The organism is Pelagibacterium sp. 26DY04, assembly GCF_031202305.1.
Classification (GTDB): domain Bacteria; phylum Pseudomonadota; class Alphaproteobacteria; order Rhizobiales; family Devosiaceae; genus Pelagibacterium.
Genome location: NZ_CP101731.1, coordinates 2,568,503 through 2,582,047 on the forward strand (window position 1 = coordinate 2,568,503; position 13,545 = coordinate 2,582,047).

Here is a 13,545-nt window from a genome sequence, read left to right on the forward strand (position 1 = left end):
GGCCGCATAGTGCAAGCCAGACCGCTCCCGTCAACTCCCCGCGCGCATTCCATGCTCTTTCGCCAGCATGTCCATGATGCTGCCCGCGGCTTGGGACTCCACCCCCGCCGCCATCAGCACTTCCATGGCAAAGCTGGCCGGAGCCGGCGCCGGCGCGGTGATGATCGGTCCGTCACGCAGCGCCTGGGGCTGATCCACATAAAGCGCCGCGCCGCCATAGCCGGATGCCGCATCGAGATAGTCCGCTCCGTTCGAGGTGTGCCGCGCCCGGTCGAGAAGGCCCGCCCGTGCCAAGGCCAGCGTTCCTCCGCAAATCCCCGCGACCACGCAGCCATTCTCATGCGCCTGGCGCAGCCGGGCTGAAAGGTCCGGCGGAGTGCCGCCCTCGAATGTCGGGCCGCCACAGACCACCACGACGCCCTGCTCTGGCGCCTCGAAGCGTTCCAGGGCCTCTGTCACGATCCCGCCCACCGATGTCACGGTGCCGCCCTCGGCGCTGGCAAAACCGATATCGGCATTGAAAAACGCCCTGCCCACCCCCGCCAGCACGGCGATTTCCCAATCCGAATAGCCTTGCGTGAGAATGATGGTTATCGGGTTCATTTGGGGACGTCCTTTCTGCAATCGTTCGATTGGGCCACCCTATAGAGCCGCACTGACACTCCATGTCAGCATCGCACCCGCTTGACGCTTGCGCGGCTATGGAGTTCCTTGCCGCTCATGACCGAACTGCGCCAATCCGAACTTCGCGTCGCCGCCGAACTCGCCCGCCATGGGCTACCCGGCCGCGTTACAGTGCTCGATCAGCTTGCCACCACCGCCCAGATGGCCGCCGAGGCCCTTGGCGTCGAGGTGGGCCGGATCGTCAAATCCCTGCTCTTTGTCGGCGAGGAAACGGGCGAGCCCATCATGGTTCTGGTTTCGGGCGCCAACCGCGTGCACGAAAAGCGCACTGGCCGCCACATCGGGCAAAAGCTCGGCCGCGCCGATGCCGATCTGGTGCGCGAAGCCACCGGCTTCGCCATTGGCGGGGTCTCGCCTTTCGGCCATCTGCGTCCGATACCGCTCTACATGGATGAAGATCTCTTCGCCTTCGAAACGGTGTGGGCCGCTGCCGGGAACGCACGCTCGGTCTTCGAAATTACCCCTTCCGATCTCGCTCGCGCGACGGGCGCCGTCCGCATTTCAGTCACCTGATCCTTTCGGAGCTATTGAATGGTCTATCTCACCCTGATTGCCGGCCTCGCCCTCCTTGTGGCCGGCGGCGAAGGCTTCGTGCGCGGCTCGGTCGCCATCGCCGAGCGCCTGGGAATGTCCTCCCTGCTGATCGGGCTGACTCTCGTGGGCTTCGGCACCTCGCTTCCCGAACTCGTGACCTCCGTTCAGGCCGCTCTCGACGGCGCCCCAGGCATCGCCGTGGGCAATGTGGTGGGCTCCAATATCGCCAACATCCTCCTCATCCTGGGCATCACCGCGCTCATCTACCCTGTCCTGGTGGACAAGGGCGTGCTGCGCCGCGATGGCCTCGTGCTGGTCGTCTCGGCCCTGGCTGCCCTGGCCATCGTTCTTATCGGGGCTCTGGGCCGGATCGCCGGCGTCGTGCTCGTCGCGATGCTCATCGCCTATGTGGTCTATAGCTATTTCGCCGACCAGAAGGCCCAGGCCAGTCCCGGCTTGGAGGCCGAAGTCGAGGCCACCGGCGGCACCCAGCCCATGCCCGTCTCGATCCTCTTCGTCATCGCCGGCCTTGGCCTCACCATCTTCGGCGCCCGCCTTCTGGTGTCGAGCGCCGTCGAAATCGCCACCGCCTTCGGCGTTTCCGAAACCATCATCGGGCTGACTGTCGTCGCCGTCGGCACCTCGCTCCCCGAACTGGTAACCTCGGTCATCGCCGCCGTCCGCCGCCACACCGATCTGGCGCTTGGCAACATCCTGGGCTCGAACATCTTCAACATCTTCTTCATTCTCGGCACGACCGCGCTGATCCAGCCCATCCCCGTGCCGCCCGAGATCGTCCGCCTCGACATCTGGGTCATGCTCGGAGCCACCGCCCTGCTCCTCGTCTTCGCCTATAGCGGCCGCCAGATCGTCCGCTGGGAAGGCGCCGCCTTCCTCGTGGCGTACCTCGCCTATGTCGGCTGGCTGGCCGTAGGCGCATAACCGTCTACGCCGCGCATCCGGGTCGCCACTCCGCCCCCCACCTTGTCATCCCGGCCTCGAGCCGGGATCCAGTACACTCAGCGTTCCAGGCTCGACCCGACGGCCCAAGCACCACCGCCTCTCTGAAAGCCCACCCTCTCCCTTCGTCGTCTTCGGGCTTGACCCGGAGAGTGAGCACCGTCCCTCTTGGGCAAATCGCTCCAGAGGAGCGATTTGAGGTGCGAACGCCCGAAGCGTAAGCGAAGGGCCGCAGCCACACGCACACCGGCTGCGTTGGCAGACTTCCTCAGTAAGGGCGTGTCTCCCACCACTCAAAGATCACCCCGCAAACGGATCGACGAACCGCCAGTCCCCGAACCGGTTCCGGAACCACGTCGATTGCCGCTTGGCGTATTGCCGCGTCGCCGTCACCGCCTTCTCGACCGCCTCTTCCCGCGTCATCTCCCCCGCCAGCATGGCCGAAATCTCGCCGACCCCGATCGCCTTCATCGCCGGCAATGACGGATCGAGTCCCAGCGCCAGCAGCGCCTCGACTTCATCGACCGCCCCGGCCTCCATCATCGCCTCGAACCGCTCCCCGATCCGCCGCCGCAGCACTCCCCGCTCCGGCATCAAGACGATCTTTTCGAGCGCATACCCCTCGAGCAGCCCCGGCCCGTTCGTTTCCTGAAACGCACTCAACGGCTTCCCCGTCGCCATCTCCACCGAGAGCGCCCGCACCACCCGCTGCGGATCGGCCACCCTGAGCCGCCGCGCCGTCTCGGGATCCTTTTCGGTCAGCAGCGCCATACGTCCGGCTTCGTCCAGCCCTTGAATCAGTTTCTCAGCTTCGGCGACAAATTCGGGAGCAACAGCGGGAACGTCGGCGAATCCCTTTATGAGCGCATCGAAGTAAAGCCCTGTGCCGCCAACGAAAATCAGCTCCTGATTCTCTTTCTCAGCCGCTTGAATCTGTTGTTGAGCATCGCCCAGCCACGCCCCGGTGGAATAGCGCACCGATGGGGCGATATGCCCGAACATCTCGTGCCGCGCCGCCGCCAATTCTTCGGCATTGGGCCGCGCCGTCAGCCGGTCGAGCACACCATAGACCTGCATGGAATCGGTATTGACGATCCGCGCGCCGCTCGCCCTTGCCTTCTCGATGGCCAGCGCCGTCTTGCCGCTCGCGGTCGGACCCGCTATCAACACCGCGCGTTTTCCGTCAGTCCCAGCCATGGCTTAGCCCGATGTCCGTCCTCGTTCTGATCGCCAACCCCGCCGCGCCCGTCTTGTCCAATGCGCTGGTCGAGGCCGTGCAGCGTCAAACCCATGGCGAAATCAACTGGCTCGCGCAAGGCATAGCCTGCGAGATCGTCGCCCCCCGCGCCGGCAATCCGGTCGAGATGGCCCGCGAAATCCTCGAATCCCAACCCGTCGACGCCGCCCTCGTCCCCGCCGCCAACCGCAAAAAGCAGTTGCTGGTCGCCGACATGGATTCCACCATGATCGAGCAGGAATGCATCGACGAGCTTGCCGATGCACTCAACCTCAAGCCCCAGGTCGCAGAGATCACCGAGCGCGCCATGCGCGGCGAGCTCGATTTCGAGGCCGCCCTCGACACCCGCGTCGCGCTTTTGAAGGGCCTTGAGCGCAAGCTGGTCGAAGAGATCCGCCGCGAGCGGATCACCCTCGCCCCTGGCGGCCGCGCCCTGGTCCAGACCATGAAGGCCTATGGCGCCTATACCTCGCTGGTGTCCGGCGGCTTCACCCTCTTCGCCGAGCATTTCGCCAAGCGCATCGGTTTCGATGAATCGGTCGCCAACGTCCTCGTCTTCGACGGGAACGACACCCTCACCGGCACCGTCGAAAAGCCCATCGTCGACAAGACGGTGAAGCGCAACCGCCTCATGGCCCTGACTGCCGAAAAGCACCTTTCCACCGCCCAGACCATGGCCGTGGGCGATGGCGCCAACGATCTCGACATGCTGCAAGCCGCCGGCCTGGGCGTCGCCATCCACGCCAAGCCCATCGTCGCCGAACAGGCCGCCGTCCGCATCGATCACGGCGATCTCACCGCCCTCCTCTACCTCCAGGGCTATTCGGACGACGAAATCGTGCGATGAGGTTGGAAACCGACCGCCTCATCCTGCGCCAATGGGAAGAGCGCGATCGCGCTCCCTTCGCTGCCATCGTTGGCGATCCGCATGTCATGCGCTTTTACACCCGCACGCGCGACCGCGCCGCCGCCGATGCCTGGATCGACAAGATGATCGCTGGCCTGGAAGATGGCGGTTCGGCCTTTCTGGCCGCCGAACGCAAGTCCGATGGCGCTCTTATCGGCCTGATCGGTACCGGACGTGTCGATATCCCGTTGCGCGGTGATCCGCCCGAAGAGATCGGCTGGGTTCTCGGCAGCCCCTATTGGGGCCACGGCTATGCCCCCGAAGGCGCGCGCGCCCATATCGCCCGTGCCTGGGAACGCGGCCTCCCCGAACTGGTCGCCTTCACCGCCGCCATCAACGCACCCTCCCGGCGCGTCATGGAAAAGATCGGCATGTCCCGCGATCCGCAAGGCGATTTCCTGCATCCGCGCATTGAGGAGCACCACAGGCTCCGCCCGCACGTCCTCTATCGCATCGCCAATCCCGGTCGCTCCTGACACGCGCTGTCACATCCCAAGGCTAGTCTCGTTCATCGAAACACGGAGACCCGGCCATGACCATCAAGGGAAGCTGCCACTGCGGCGCCACTAAATTCGAAATCGACTTCACCCCGCAAACCGCCACCCGCTGCAATTGCACCTTCTGCACCAAGCGCGGCGCGCTGTGGGCCTATTGCGAGCCCGATCAGTTCCGCCTGCTCACGCCCATGCGCAACGGGCAGCAATATTCACCGACCACCCCGGAAAACAGGCACTATTTTTGCCCCACCTGCGGCTGCACCACCTTCTCGGACAATCCCGATTATTCCGACTTCGCCTCCGGCGATTGGGAAGCCGCCGAGGCCAATTTCGACCCCACCCGCCGCCGTATCTCGATCAATCTCTGGATACTCGACGATTTCGACGTTGAAGCCCTTCCCATCGAACATCTCGATGGCCGCAATCAGTGGTAATCTACATCCGCACCAGAGCCAGCAGCACCAGCCCCACCCCGGCCATCACCAGCGCGCCCATGCGCAACTGGTTGGTGGGCATGGTCAGAACCTGCGCGATCATGCGCTTCATCTGTTCGGGAAACGCCGCGTAAAGCAGCCCTTCGAGAACGATCGCCAGCGCCAGCGCCGCAAAAAGGTCGGTCACTGAAAATCCTCCAAACAAAAAAGGCGCGCCCCGCAAGGCGCGCCTTCGTTTCTGCTTTGGCCTGTTACTGAGCCGGTGCCGGCGTCTCTGCCGCAGGTGCCTCTTCGGCCGGCACTTGCTCGAGCGAAGGCTCGTCGAGCACGTCGACCTCTTCGGCCGCCGGATCGGTCTCGGTCGCCGGCGCTTGGCCTTCGGGCAGCACTTCGGTTCCGAGGTTTTCCGTCTCGATCAGCGTTTCGAGGTTCTGCACCTCGGTTTCGAGATCGGACGCCTCGTCTTCGCCCGAAACCAGCGCGTCGGTCGCCAGCAGGTCGTCGATGTCGCCGGCGTCCACCGGCTCCTCGGCCGGCCCCTGCACCCCGATATCGATCGGCGTGGCCGTGGGCGCGGGGAATTCCGGCAACTCGCCCCCCGAACCGAAGAAGCGGAAGAAGGCCGAATCCGGCGAAAGCACCATGGTGGTGTTTCCGTCGCCCAGTGCGCCGCGATAGGCTTCCATCGAGCGGTAGAACTGGAAGAACGCCTCGTCCTGCGAGAAGGCCTCGGCGAACAGCCTGTTCTGCTCGGCGTCACCCTCGCCTCGGATGATTTCCGAGTCGCGGTTGGCCGCCGAAACGATTTCCACCGCCTGGCGGTCGGCGATCGCGCGCAGGATCTGCGCCTGCTCCTGGCCTCGGGCCCGGATCAGCGCAGCTTCCGCGTTACGTTCCGCCTGCATGCGCTCATAGGTCTGCTGGCTGACTTCGGGCGTGAGGTCGGTGACCAGGATGCGCACATCGGCCACCTCGATCCCCAGTTCCACCATGTCGGTGGCCACCAGGTCCCGCGCCTCGCGCATCATTTCGCTGCGCTGCTCGGAGAGTGCCGCATCGAATTCGCGCAGGCCATAGACCGCACGCAGCGCCGATTCCAGACGCGTGGCGATACGCTGCTCGGCAAGCTGGAGGCTGCCCAGCACCGATTGCCGGAACCGGATCGGATCGGCGATGCGGTAGGTGATGAAGGCGTCCACGATATAGAACTGGCCACCCGAGACCTGGAGCCGGATGCGCTCCAGATCGTAGCGCAGCAGGCGCTTGTCGATATACTGCACGGTCTCGACGAAATCGGTCGGGATCTTGAAGTAAAGCCCCGGCTCCTGGATTTCGCGCGTGATCTCGCCGAAGCGCATGACGATCGCCTGTTCGCGTTCGTTGACCACGAAAATCGAGGAGAGCAGCACATAGCCGGCGATAACCAGCGCGACGATTGCGATAACGAGCCTGTTCATCACTGGTTACCTCCCGTGGTCTGGTTGGCCGACGGGTTGGCTCGCAACTCCGGCAATGGCAGGTAGGGGATCACCCCCGAGCCCTGCTCGCCCCCTTCGAGAAGCACCTTGTTGGTCCCAGCGAGCACGTCCTGCATGGTTTCGAGGAAGATGCGCTGACGGGTGACTTCGGGCGCATTGCGGTATTCGTTGTAGATGGCGACGAAACGCGCCGCCTGACCCTGGGCTTCGTTGACCACGCGATCACGATAGGCCGCGGCCTCTTCGCGGATCGCGGCGGCCTGGCCGCGGGCGCTACCCAGCAGCGTATTGGCATATTGCCGCGCTTCTTCCTGGAAGCGGTCCTCGTCCTGCAGCGCGCGCTGCACTTCGTCGAACGCATCGGCCACTTCGGCCGGCGGCGCCACGTTTTCGATCGAGATGTTGGAGATCGTCACGCCCACGCCATAGCTGTCGAGAATGCTCTGGGTGATCTGCTGCACTTCAAGCGCGATGCCCGTACGGTCGTCACGGAACACATCCTGCGCCGTCCGGCGTCCCACCACTTCGCGCATGGCGCTTTCGGCGGCCTGGCGCACCATTTCGTCGGGATCGCGCACTTCGAACAGATAGAGGCGCGGATCGGAAATCCGCCACAGGATGGAAAAGCTCATATTGACGATGTTCTGGTCGCCCGAAAGCATGAGCCCGTCGTCGCGGCCACCACTGGTGCCACCGCCCGTGCTGATGCCCACCCGCGTCTGGTTTTCCGTCGTCGAGGCGCGTTCGACGCGCTCGAGCGGCCACCAGTGGAAGTGCAGGCCGGGATTGGAGAACTCGTCCTTGGGCTCGCCGAACAGCAATTCGACGCCCACTTCGTTGGGCGCGACCGTATAAATCGCCTGGCTCGCCCAGAAGATCAGTCCCGCCGCGATGACGCCGATCGCGATCCACCGCCCGCCGCCGGGAATGTTCGCCCCGCCGCCGAATTGCTGGCGTCCGCGGGCGAGAATATCTTCGAGATTGGGGGTGTTGCCACCGCTGGGCCGGCGTGGCCCGCCGCCACCTCCTCCGCCCGGCGCCTGGCCCCACGGGCCACCGCTGCGGCTCCGGCGGCCGCCCCTATTGTCTTCCCACGGCATTTGATCCCTTTCGGTTGTCGTGAAAATGTTTTGTTCTATGCCGGTTTATATAGGGAAGCGCAGCGGGCGGATCAATCGAAACCGGGCGCGGCATAGGCACACTGACACTATGGTGAATGCGGGCGCTCTCGCACTCTCGCTAAGTCCCCCTAGCCGAACCGAACCTGCGCATCCGCCGCCAGCCCCAGCCCCACGGCACCGAACTGGTCGGCATCGGCAACCGCTGCCGCCCCGAAGCGGGCAATTGCTGCGCGGCGCACATGCGGCACGAGTGCACCGCCGCCCGTCAGGATGACCATTTCGATGGCCTCGGCCTTAGCGCCGGCGGCAAGCAGTGCATCCTCGATCGCCACTTCGATTTTCTGCGTGAGCTCCAGCGTGGCCAACTCGAATTCGCCGCGTGTAACCGCCACCGAAAGGGAAATTCCGTCCTCATCGAGCTTGATCGCCGCCGCCTCGGCCTCGCTCAGCTCGATCTTTGCCGCTTCCACCGATCCGGCCAGCCTGTGCCCCGAACGGCTTTCGAGCAGACGGCGAAAACGAACCAGCTTTTGCGGCTCGGCCGCTTCGCGCTCGAGTTCCCGCACATCCCTAATGATTTGCGGCGTATAGAGCTGATTGATCCGGTGCCAGGTCGCCATCTCGTGAAAATACCAAAGCGGCATCTGCCGCTTTCCGTCTCTTGTGGCGCTGCCCATGCCCATCTGCGGCATCACCTTGGCGATGCTGAGCAGCTTGTCGAAATCGGTCCCGCCCACATGCACGCCGGACGTGGAAAGGATATCCTCGCGCCGATCCACCCGCTTGCGCGCCTTGGGCGATAGCCTGAGCACCGAAAAGTCCGAAGTGCCACCGCCGATATCGACCACCAGCGCCAGAACCTCCCGTTCCAGTCGACGCTCGAAATGCAGCGCCGCCGCCACAGGCTCGAATTGGAACTCCACATGGGCGAAACCTTGTGCTCTAGCGACCTCTTCGAGTTGGCTCTGGGCCTTGCGGTCTGCTGCCTCGTCGTCGTCGACGAAAAACACCGGACGTCCCAGAACCACCTTTTCGGGCGTCTCGCCCGCCTTGGCCAGTCGGGCGCGCAAATGCCCAATGAACGTTCCAATCAATTGCTGGAAGGAAACTCTCTCGCGGCCGATCTGTGTTCTCTCATCCATCAGCGTGCTGCCCAAGATCGATTTGAGCGCTCGCATGAAGCGGCCCTCGGCACCGTCGAGATACTCGGCCACCGCCGCGCGCCCGAAATGGGTACGATGATCCTCAAAGGAGAAAAACAACGCCGAAGGGATCGTGACCTGTTCTCCCTCGACCGCCAACAGCCGTGGCTCCTGCCCCACCGGAGCCAGCCCGATGGTCGAATTGGTCGTGCCGAAATCGATCCCACAATAGCTATGGGCCATGGCTCGCCTCCGTTGCTGAAAGGAGGCGCCCTCTAACCCATACCGCTGCTCGGCACAATGGCCAGCCCGGCTTCAACGCCAGGCTTCCGCGCCCGTACATGCAGAAAGATCGGCGCGACCCGCGTGTCGGCCACGATCGGTTCGGCGCGCGCCACCTCTTCCGATGCCCTCGGTTCCCCGAGCGCCTCGATAACCAGCCCCGCATTGACGATCATCGAAACCCAGCTCGTGAGCGTGCGGTGAAAGCGCGGCACCGAGAACGGCTCGAGCTTTTCGCGCTCCTCGCGCGGGATCGAGGAAAACATCCAGCGCTCGATCGTCCCGTCGGTTTCCTCGAAATAGTCCGCCACCTCCACCGCCACGGGTTCGCCCTCGTGGTTGCGGATATTCCTGCGCGTCGGCGGCACGAAGCACGGATGCAGGATCGAGAACTGCAAGAAGCCGCCAGGCTTGAGAACCTGGGCCACGCCGCAAAGAACCTTCTGCTGGTCGGCCATGTCCATCAGGGACATGAACGCGGTCACGAAATCGAAACTCTGCGCGGCAAACGGCAGGCTCTCCCCATCGCCCAGCACATAGTCGATCCCCAGCGGGTCCTCCCTCTCAGCTTCACGCGCATAGGCGATAAAGGTGGGCGCGATATCGAGCCCCGTCATTCGCGCCCCCAGCCGAGCCACCGCGCGCGTGTTGGTGCCCTCCCCACATCCCAGATCGAGCCCGTCGAGCCCCGCCACCGGCGGCAGCATCGCCAGAAAGGCCGGGGTGTTGAGAGCGTCGCGATATCGATCATGCCCCGCGCGCGAATAGACCGTCCACGCCTCCGCATTGCTCTCCCAATGGCGCGCAACGTCTTTCGTATCCATCCTGTCCCCCGTGTCCGGAACGCAGCCCAGGCCGCACTGAATCCCAGTGGGCCACCTCATCGTGCTACCCACTCCCTGTCACCCGAAACGTGTTCCCGGGATGCAGCAACCGCGCCACCACGATCGACACTGCTGGCGACGTCGCTGCTTCTCACCGTCTCTCGTAGATCCTCGCAACGAACTTGGCGCTGTCCTTTTCCCCCGGCACCACCTCGGGCACGTCCCGCCCCTCCCATACGGTCGGATCGATTTCGGGAAAGAACGTATCCCCCTCCGGCTCCGCATCAACATGGGTGATATAAAGCCGGTCCGCCCGGTCCATGGCCGCGCGGTAGATTTGCGCGCCACCGTTGATGAACACCTCATCCACGCCGTCGCGCTCGGCAATCTCCTGCCCCCGCGCGATGGCGGCATCGAGATCGGCGAACACCTCCGCCCCTTCGGGTGCATAATCCTTCTGCCGCGTCACGATGATATTGCTCCGTCCGGGCAACGGCTTGCCGATGGATTCGAACGTCTTGCGCCCCACGATCAGCGGTTTGCCCATCGTCGTACGCTTGTAATAGGCAAAGTCCGAAGGCAGCCGCCAGGGCAGCTTGCCGTCGCTCCCGATGGCTCCGTTGCGCCCCACCGCCGCGATCATCGCGATCCTGACCATCACTTCTCCTCCGCCAGCGCTTCGAGTTCGGGCCCGCTCACCCGGCACACCGTCCATTCGTCGTGCATCACCGCGCCCTGGGCTTTGTAGAATTTGATAGCCGGCTCGTTCCAGTTGAGCACCCACCAGCTCAGCCGCCCCAGCCCCTCGTCCCGGCACCGCCGCGCCAGATGCCGCAGCAGCGCCTTGCCGATGCCGTTCCCGCGCACTCCCGGCTCCACATAGAGGTCTTCGAGCCAGATGCCGTGCCGCCCCTGAAAGGTCGAGAACGTATAGAACCACAGCGCAAACCCGACCGGCTTGCCCTCATGCTCGGCGATTTCGCAAAACACTTTCGGCTCGGGCCCGAACAGGTGCTTTTCGATATCGGCCTCGGTGGCGCTCACCTCGTCGTTGAGCTTTTCATATTCGGCCAGCTTGATGATGAATTCGAGCACCAGCCCGGCATCCCCCGGCTCGGCTCTGCGGATAATAAGTGACATGGGACCGCTTGCGTTGTTCACATGTCGCCAAACCTGCTACGATTCCGCGGTCCAACACAAACGAACCCGCTTCGATGAACGCCGCCGAAACCAAGGAACGTCTGCGCGCCGACCTCCGCAAAGCGCTCAAGGAAAAGCGCGGCGAGGCCGCCGTTCTGCGCACCCTGATCGCCGCCCTGGACAATGCCGAGGCTCCGCCGCTCGAAAACCGGACCGGAAGCGATAGCGAAATCCTGCGCCTCGAGCTTTCCCCCGATCAGGTCCAGGCCATCCTGCTGGCCGAGTTTCAGGAACGCCAGCGTTCCGCCGCCCAATACCGGGAGCTCGGTCTTGCGGCCCGCGCCGATGCCGCCGGAGCCGAAGCGGAAATCGTCCGCCGCTATCTGGGATAGCCCGGCCGATCCGTCGCTTCCCGCTGCTCAGCTTGGTGCGGCACAAGCCGGATTTGACGAACCCTTGCGCGTCACACCGCGCCAAGCAACGAGTCCGCCGGGCGTTACACCGCCACCGCCGCCTTGATATGCGGGTCCGGATCGTAGCCCACGATCTCGAAATCCTCGAACTCGAAATCGAAGATCGAATCGCGTTTGGTCCTGATCTCGAGCCGCGGCAGCGGCTTGGGCATCCGCGCCAATTGCGTCTGCGCCTGCTCGAAATGGTTGTGGTAGATGTGCGCGTCCCCGAAGGAGTGGACGAAATCGCCCACCTCCAGCCCCGTCACCTCCGCCATCATATGCGTGAGGAGCGCATATGAGGCGATGTTGAACGGCACGCCCAGAAAGATATCGGCCGAACGCTGGTAGAGCTGGCAGGAAAGCTTGCCCTCGGCCACATAGAACTGGAACAGGCAATGGCAGGGCGGCAGCGCCATATTGTCCACTTCCGCCGGGTTCCAGGCCGAAACGATATGCCGCCGCGAATCCGGCTTGTTCCTGATCTGCTCGACCAGGTTGGCGACCTGGTCGATATGCCGTCCATCCGGCGCCGGCCAGCTTCGCCACTGGCTGCCATAGACCGGCCCCAGGTCGCCGTTCTCGTCGGCCCACTCGTCCCAGATCTTGACCCCATGCTCCTGCAGCCAGCGCACATTGGTGTCCCCGCGCAGGAACCAGAGCAGTTCATAGACGATCGATCGGATGTGCAGCTTCTTGGTCGTCACCAGCGGGAAGCCATCGGAGAGGTCGAACCGCATCTGGTAGCCGAAAACGGACCGCGTGCCGGTGCCGGTCCGGTCGGCCCGGTCGACTCCGTTTTCCATGACGTGACGCATCAGATCGAGATATTGCTTCATGACTCATTCAATACCGTGATTCTGCCCGTTCAATACGCGCAACATCGCATCAACTCACCGCTATTTGGACAATGTGTTGGAGCCCCTTTTCATCGGGGCGCGGGGTCCCTATATTGGGCGTGCCGGCAACGGCTATGGCGATAAACTGTCATCGTAATAAACCCATCGGACCCGGGGGCAGTACCCGGCGCCTCCACCAAATTCCTCCCTGATTTCAGGGACTTGCGGGGGCGAAACAGGATCGACGAGGGCGTAAAAGGTGTGCTTTCGCTCGGCATTGTACCACCGTTATCGGGCTACAATTATAGTTGCCAACGACAACTATGCTGAGGCACGTCTCGCTGCGTAATGCAGCGCGATACCTCGAATTAAAGCCCTGATTCTGTAGCAGGAATCAGGCGGGGTCCGCAGGCACCTGGCAACAGAAGCCTGCATTTCCTTTCGCTTGAAATCTCTTGCAAATTCGGGCTGTTATGGCCCTTCGAGATTCTGCACCAAGGAGCTGCCCTTAATGGCACAGGACCACATCCGCTACGACATTCTGGCCCAGGAAGCCCTGCGCGGCGTCGTCCGGAAAGTCCTCTCCGAAGTCGCCCGCACCGGCCTGCCGGGCGATCATCACTTCTTTATTTCCTTTGTAACTCAAGCCCCTGGCGTGCGTTTGAGCCAAAAGCTCATCTCCCAGTACGACAAGGAAATGACCATCGTTCTCCAGAACCAGTTCTGGGATCTCAAGGTCACCGAAACCGGTTTCGAGGTTGGCCTGAGCTTTGACGGCATCAACGAAACCCTGTTCATCCCCTTCTCGGCCATCAAGGGTTTCTTCGATCCTTCAGTGCAGTTCGGCCTCCAGTTCGAGGTTGCCGAATCCCAGCCCGGCTCCCAACCCGCAGCCGTCGCGCAAGACGCCGAGGAGATCGATGAAACACCCGACGACGACGGCGAGCCCACGCCCGAGGGTGGCGGGGAAAAGGTCGTCAGCCTCGACTCCTTCCGCAAGAAATAAGAGCGTTT

At 63.6% G+C, this 13,545-nt stretch carries 16 protein-coding genes, 1 other RNA gene and 1 pseudogene; 8 read left to right on the forward strand and 10 right to left on the reverse strand.

The genetic code is table 11. The features are described 5' to 3' along the window. Nucleotides 1-30: 30 nt before the first annotated feature. Nucleotides 31-603 (reverse strand): DJ-1/PfpI family protein, encoded by a 573-nt coding sequence (locus NO932_RS12750; protein ID WP_309207689.1) that lies wholly within the window; start codon nt 601-603, stop codon nt 31-33. 117 nt (nt 604-720) lie between these two features. Between NO932_RS12750 and NO932_RS12755 the strand changes: the two genes are divergently transcribed. Together NO932_RS12755 and NO932_RS12760 are read left to right on the forward strand one after the other, a co-directional pair. Continuing rightward, entirely contained in the window at nt 721-1,197 is a 477-nt protein-coding gene (locus tag NO932_RS12755; protein ID WP_309207691.1) for a YbaK/EbsC family protein, read from the forward strand. Between the two features lie 18 nt (nt 1,198-1,215). Beyond that, on the forward strand, nt 1,216-2,160 hold the full coding sequence (locus NO932_RS12760; RefSeq protein WP_309207692.1) for a calcium/sodium antiporter: 945 nt from the start codon (nt 1,216-1,218) through the stop codon (nt 2,158-2,160). A gap of 318 nt (nt 2,161-2,478) precedes the next feature. Here the strand turns inward: NO932_RS12760 and miaA are convergent, their stop codons facing one another. After that, on the reverse strand, nt 2,479-3,375 hold the full coding sequence (gene miaA / locus NO932_RS12765; RefSeq protein WP_309207693.1) for a tRNA (adenosine(37)-N6)-dimethylallyltransferase MiaA: 897 nt from the start codon (nt 3,373-3,375) through the stop codon (nt 2,479-2,481). Nucleotides 3,376-3,386: 11 nt separating this feature from the next. On the opposite strand from miaA, the gene serB reads away from it, so the two are divergent. From serB to NO932_RS12780, 3 genes are read left to right on the forward strand one after another with little or no spacing between them, the layout of a single operon-like run. Continuing rightward, a complete protein-coding gene (gene serB / locus NO932_RS12770; protein WP_309207694.1) occupies nt 3,387-4,262 on the forward strand; it encodes a phosphoserine phosphatase SerB in 876 nt (291 codons plus the stop codon). Beyond that, the gene (locus NO932_RS12775; protein ID WP_309207695.1) at nt 4,259-4,798 is read left to right on the forward strand and encodes a GNAT family N-acetyltransferase; all 540 of its coding nucleotides are present in this window, start codon (nt 4,259-4,261) and stop codon (nt 4,796-4,798) included. Before serB ends, NO932_RS12775 begins: the two co-directional genes overlap by 4 nt. A gap of 56 nt (nt 4,799-4,854) precedes the next feature. After that, nucleotides 4,855-5,253 carry a GFA family protein gene (locus NO932_RS12780; RefSeq protein WP_309207696.1) on the forward strand — a complete coding sequence of 133 codons (399 nt, stop codon included), beginning with the start codon at nt 4,855-4,857 and terminating at the stop codon, nt 5,251-5,253. A 1-nt stretch (nt 5,254) separates the two neighbouring features. Here NO932_RS12780 and NO932_RS12785 read toward each other — a convergent pair whose 3' ends face one another. The 7 genes and pseudogenes from NO932_RS12785 to NO932_RS12815 all read right to left on the reverse strand — a co-directional run bounded on the left by NO932_RS12785 (nt 5,255) and on the right by NO932_RS12815 (nt 11,240). Continuing rightward, nucleotides 5,255-5,440 (reverse strand): DUF2065 domain-containing protein, encoded by a 186-nt coding sequence (locus tag NO932_RS12785; RefSeq protein WP_309160603.1) that lies wholly within the window; start codon nt 5,438-5,440, stop codon nt 5,255-5,257. Nucleotides 5,441-5,822: 382 nt separating this feature from the next. Then, nucleotides 5,823-6,710, reverse strand: a pseudogene (gene hflC, locus NO932_RS12790) (protease modulator HflC); the annotation flags it as partial. Then, nucleotides 6,710-7,831: an FtsH protease activity modulator HflK gene (hflK, locus tag NO932_RS12795; protein ID WP_309207697.1), complete on the reverse strand. Its 1,122-nt coding sequence runs from the start codon at nt 7,829-7,831 to the stop codon at nt 6,710-6,712. The gene hflK and the pseudogene hflC, both read right to left, overlap by 1 nt. A gap of 149 nt (nt 7,832-7,980) precedes the next feature. Then, nucleotides 7,981-9,237, reverse strand: a complete 1,257-nt coding sequence (locus NO932_RS12800; RefSeq protein ID WP_309207698.1) for an Hsp70 family protein — start codon at nt 9,235-9,237, stop codon at nt 7,981-7,983. Nucleotides 9,238-9,269: 32 nt separating this feature from the next. Then, nucleotides 9,270-10,100 (reverse strand): class I SAM-dependent methyltransferase, encoded by an 831-nt coding sequence (locus NO932_RS12805; RefSeq protein WP_309207699.1) that lies wholly within the window; start codon nt 10,098-10,100, stop codon nt 9,270-9,272. 151 nt (nt 10,101-10,251) lie between these two features. Next, nucleotides 10,252-10,758, reverse strand: a complete 507-nt coding sequence (locus NO932_RS12810) for a dihydrofolate reductase (RefSeq protein WP_309207700.1) — start codon at nt 10,756-10,758, stop codon at nt 10,252-10,254. Continuing rightward, nucleotides 10,758-11,240: a GNAT family N-acetyltransferase gene (locus tag NO932_RS12815; protein WP_309207701.1), complete on the reverse strand. Its 483-nt coding sequence runs from the start codon at nt 11,238-11,240 to the stop codon at nt 10,758-10,760. Before NO932_RS12815 ends, NO932_RS12810 begins: the two co-directional genes overlap by 1 nt. 74 nt (nt 11,241-11,314) lie before the next feature. Here NO932_RS12815 and NO932_RS12820 point away from each other — a divergent pair, with 74 nt between their 5' ends. Then, nucleotides 11,315-11,632, forward strand: coding sequence for a GatB/YqeY domain-containing protein (locus NO932_RS12820; RefSeq protein WP_309160596.1), 318 nt, complete (start codon nt 11,315-11,317; stop codon nt 11,630-11,632). A gap of 104 nt (nt 11,633-11,736) precedes the next feature. Here NO932_RS12820 and NO932_RS12825 read toward each other — a convergent pair whose 3' ends face one another. Then, nucleotides 11,737-12,531, reverse strand: coding sequence for a thymidylate synthase (locus NO932_RS12825; RefSeq protein ID WP_309207702.1), 795 nt, complete (start codon nt 12,529-12,531; stop codon nt 11,737-11,739). An 82-nt stretch (nt 12,532-12,613) separates the two neighbouring features. Between NO932_RS12825 and ssrA the strand changes: the two genes are divergently transcribed. Beyond that, nucleotides 12,614-12,967: a transfer-messenger RNA gene (gene ssrA / locus NO932_RS12830) on the forward strand. Nucleotides 12,968-13,042: 75 nt separating this feature from the next. Continuing rightward, nucleotides 13,043-13,537 carry an SspB family protein gene (locus tag NO932_RS12835; RefSeq protein WP_309160594.1) on the forward strand — a complete coding sequence of 165 codons (495 nt, stop codon included), beginning with the start codon at nt 13,043-13,045 and terminating at the stop codon, nt 13,535-13,537. The last annotated feature ends 8 nt before the right edge of the window (nt 13,538-13,545 follow it).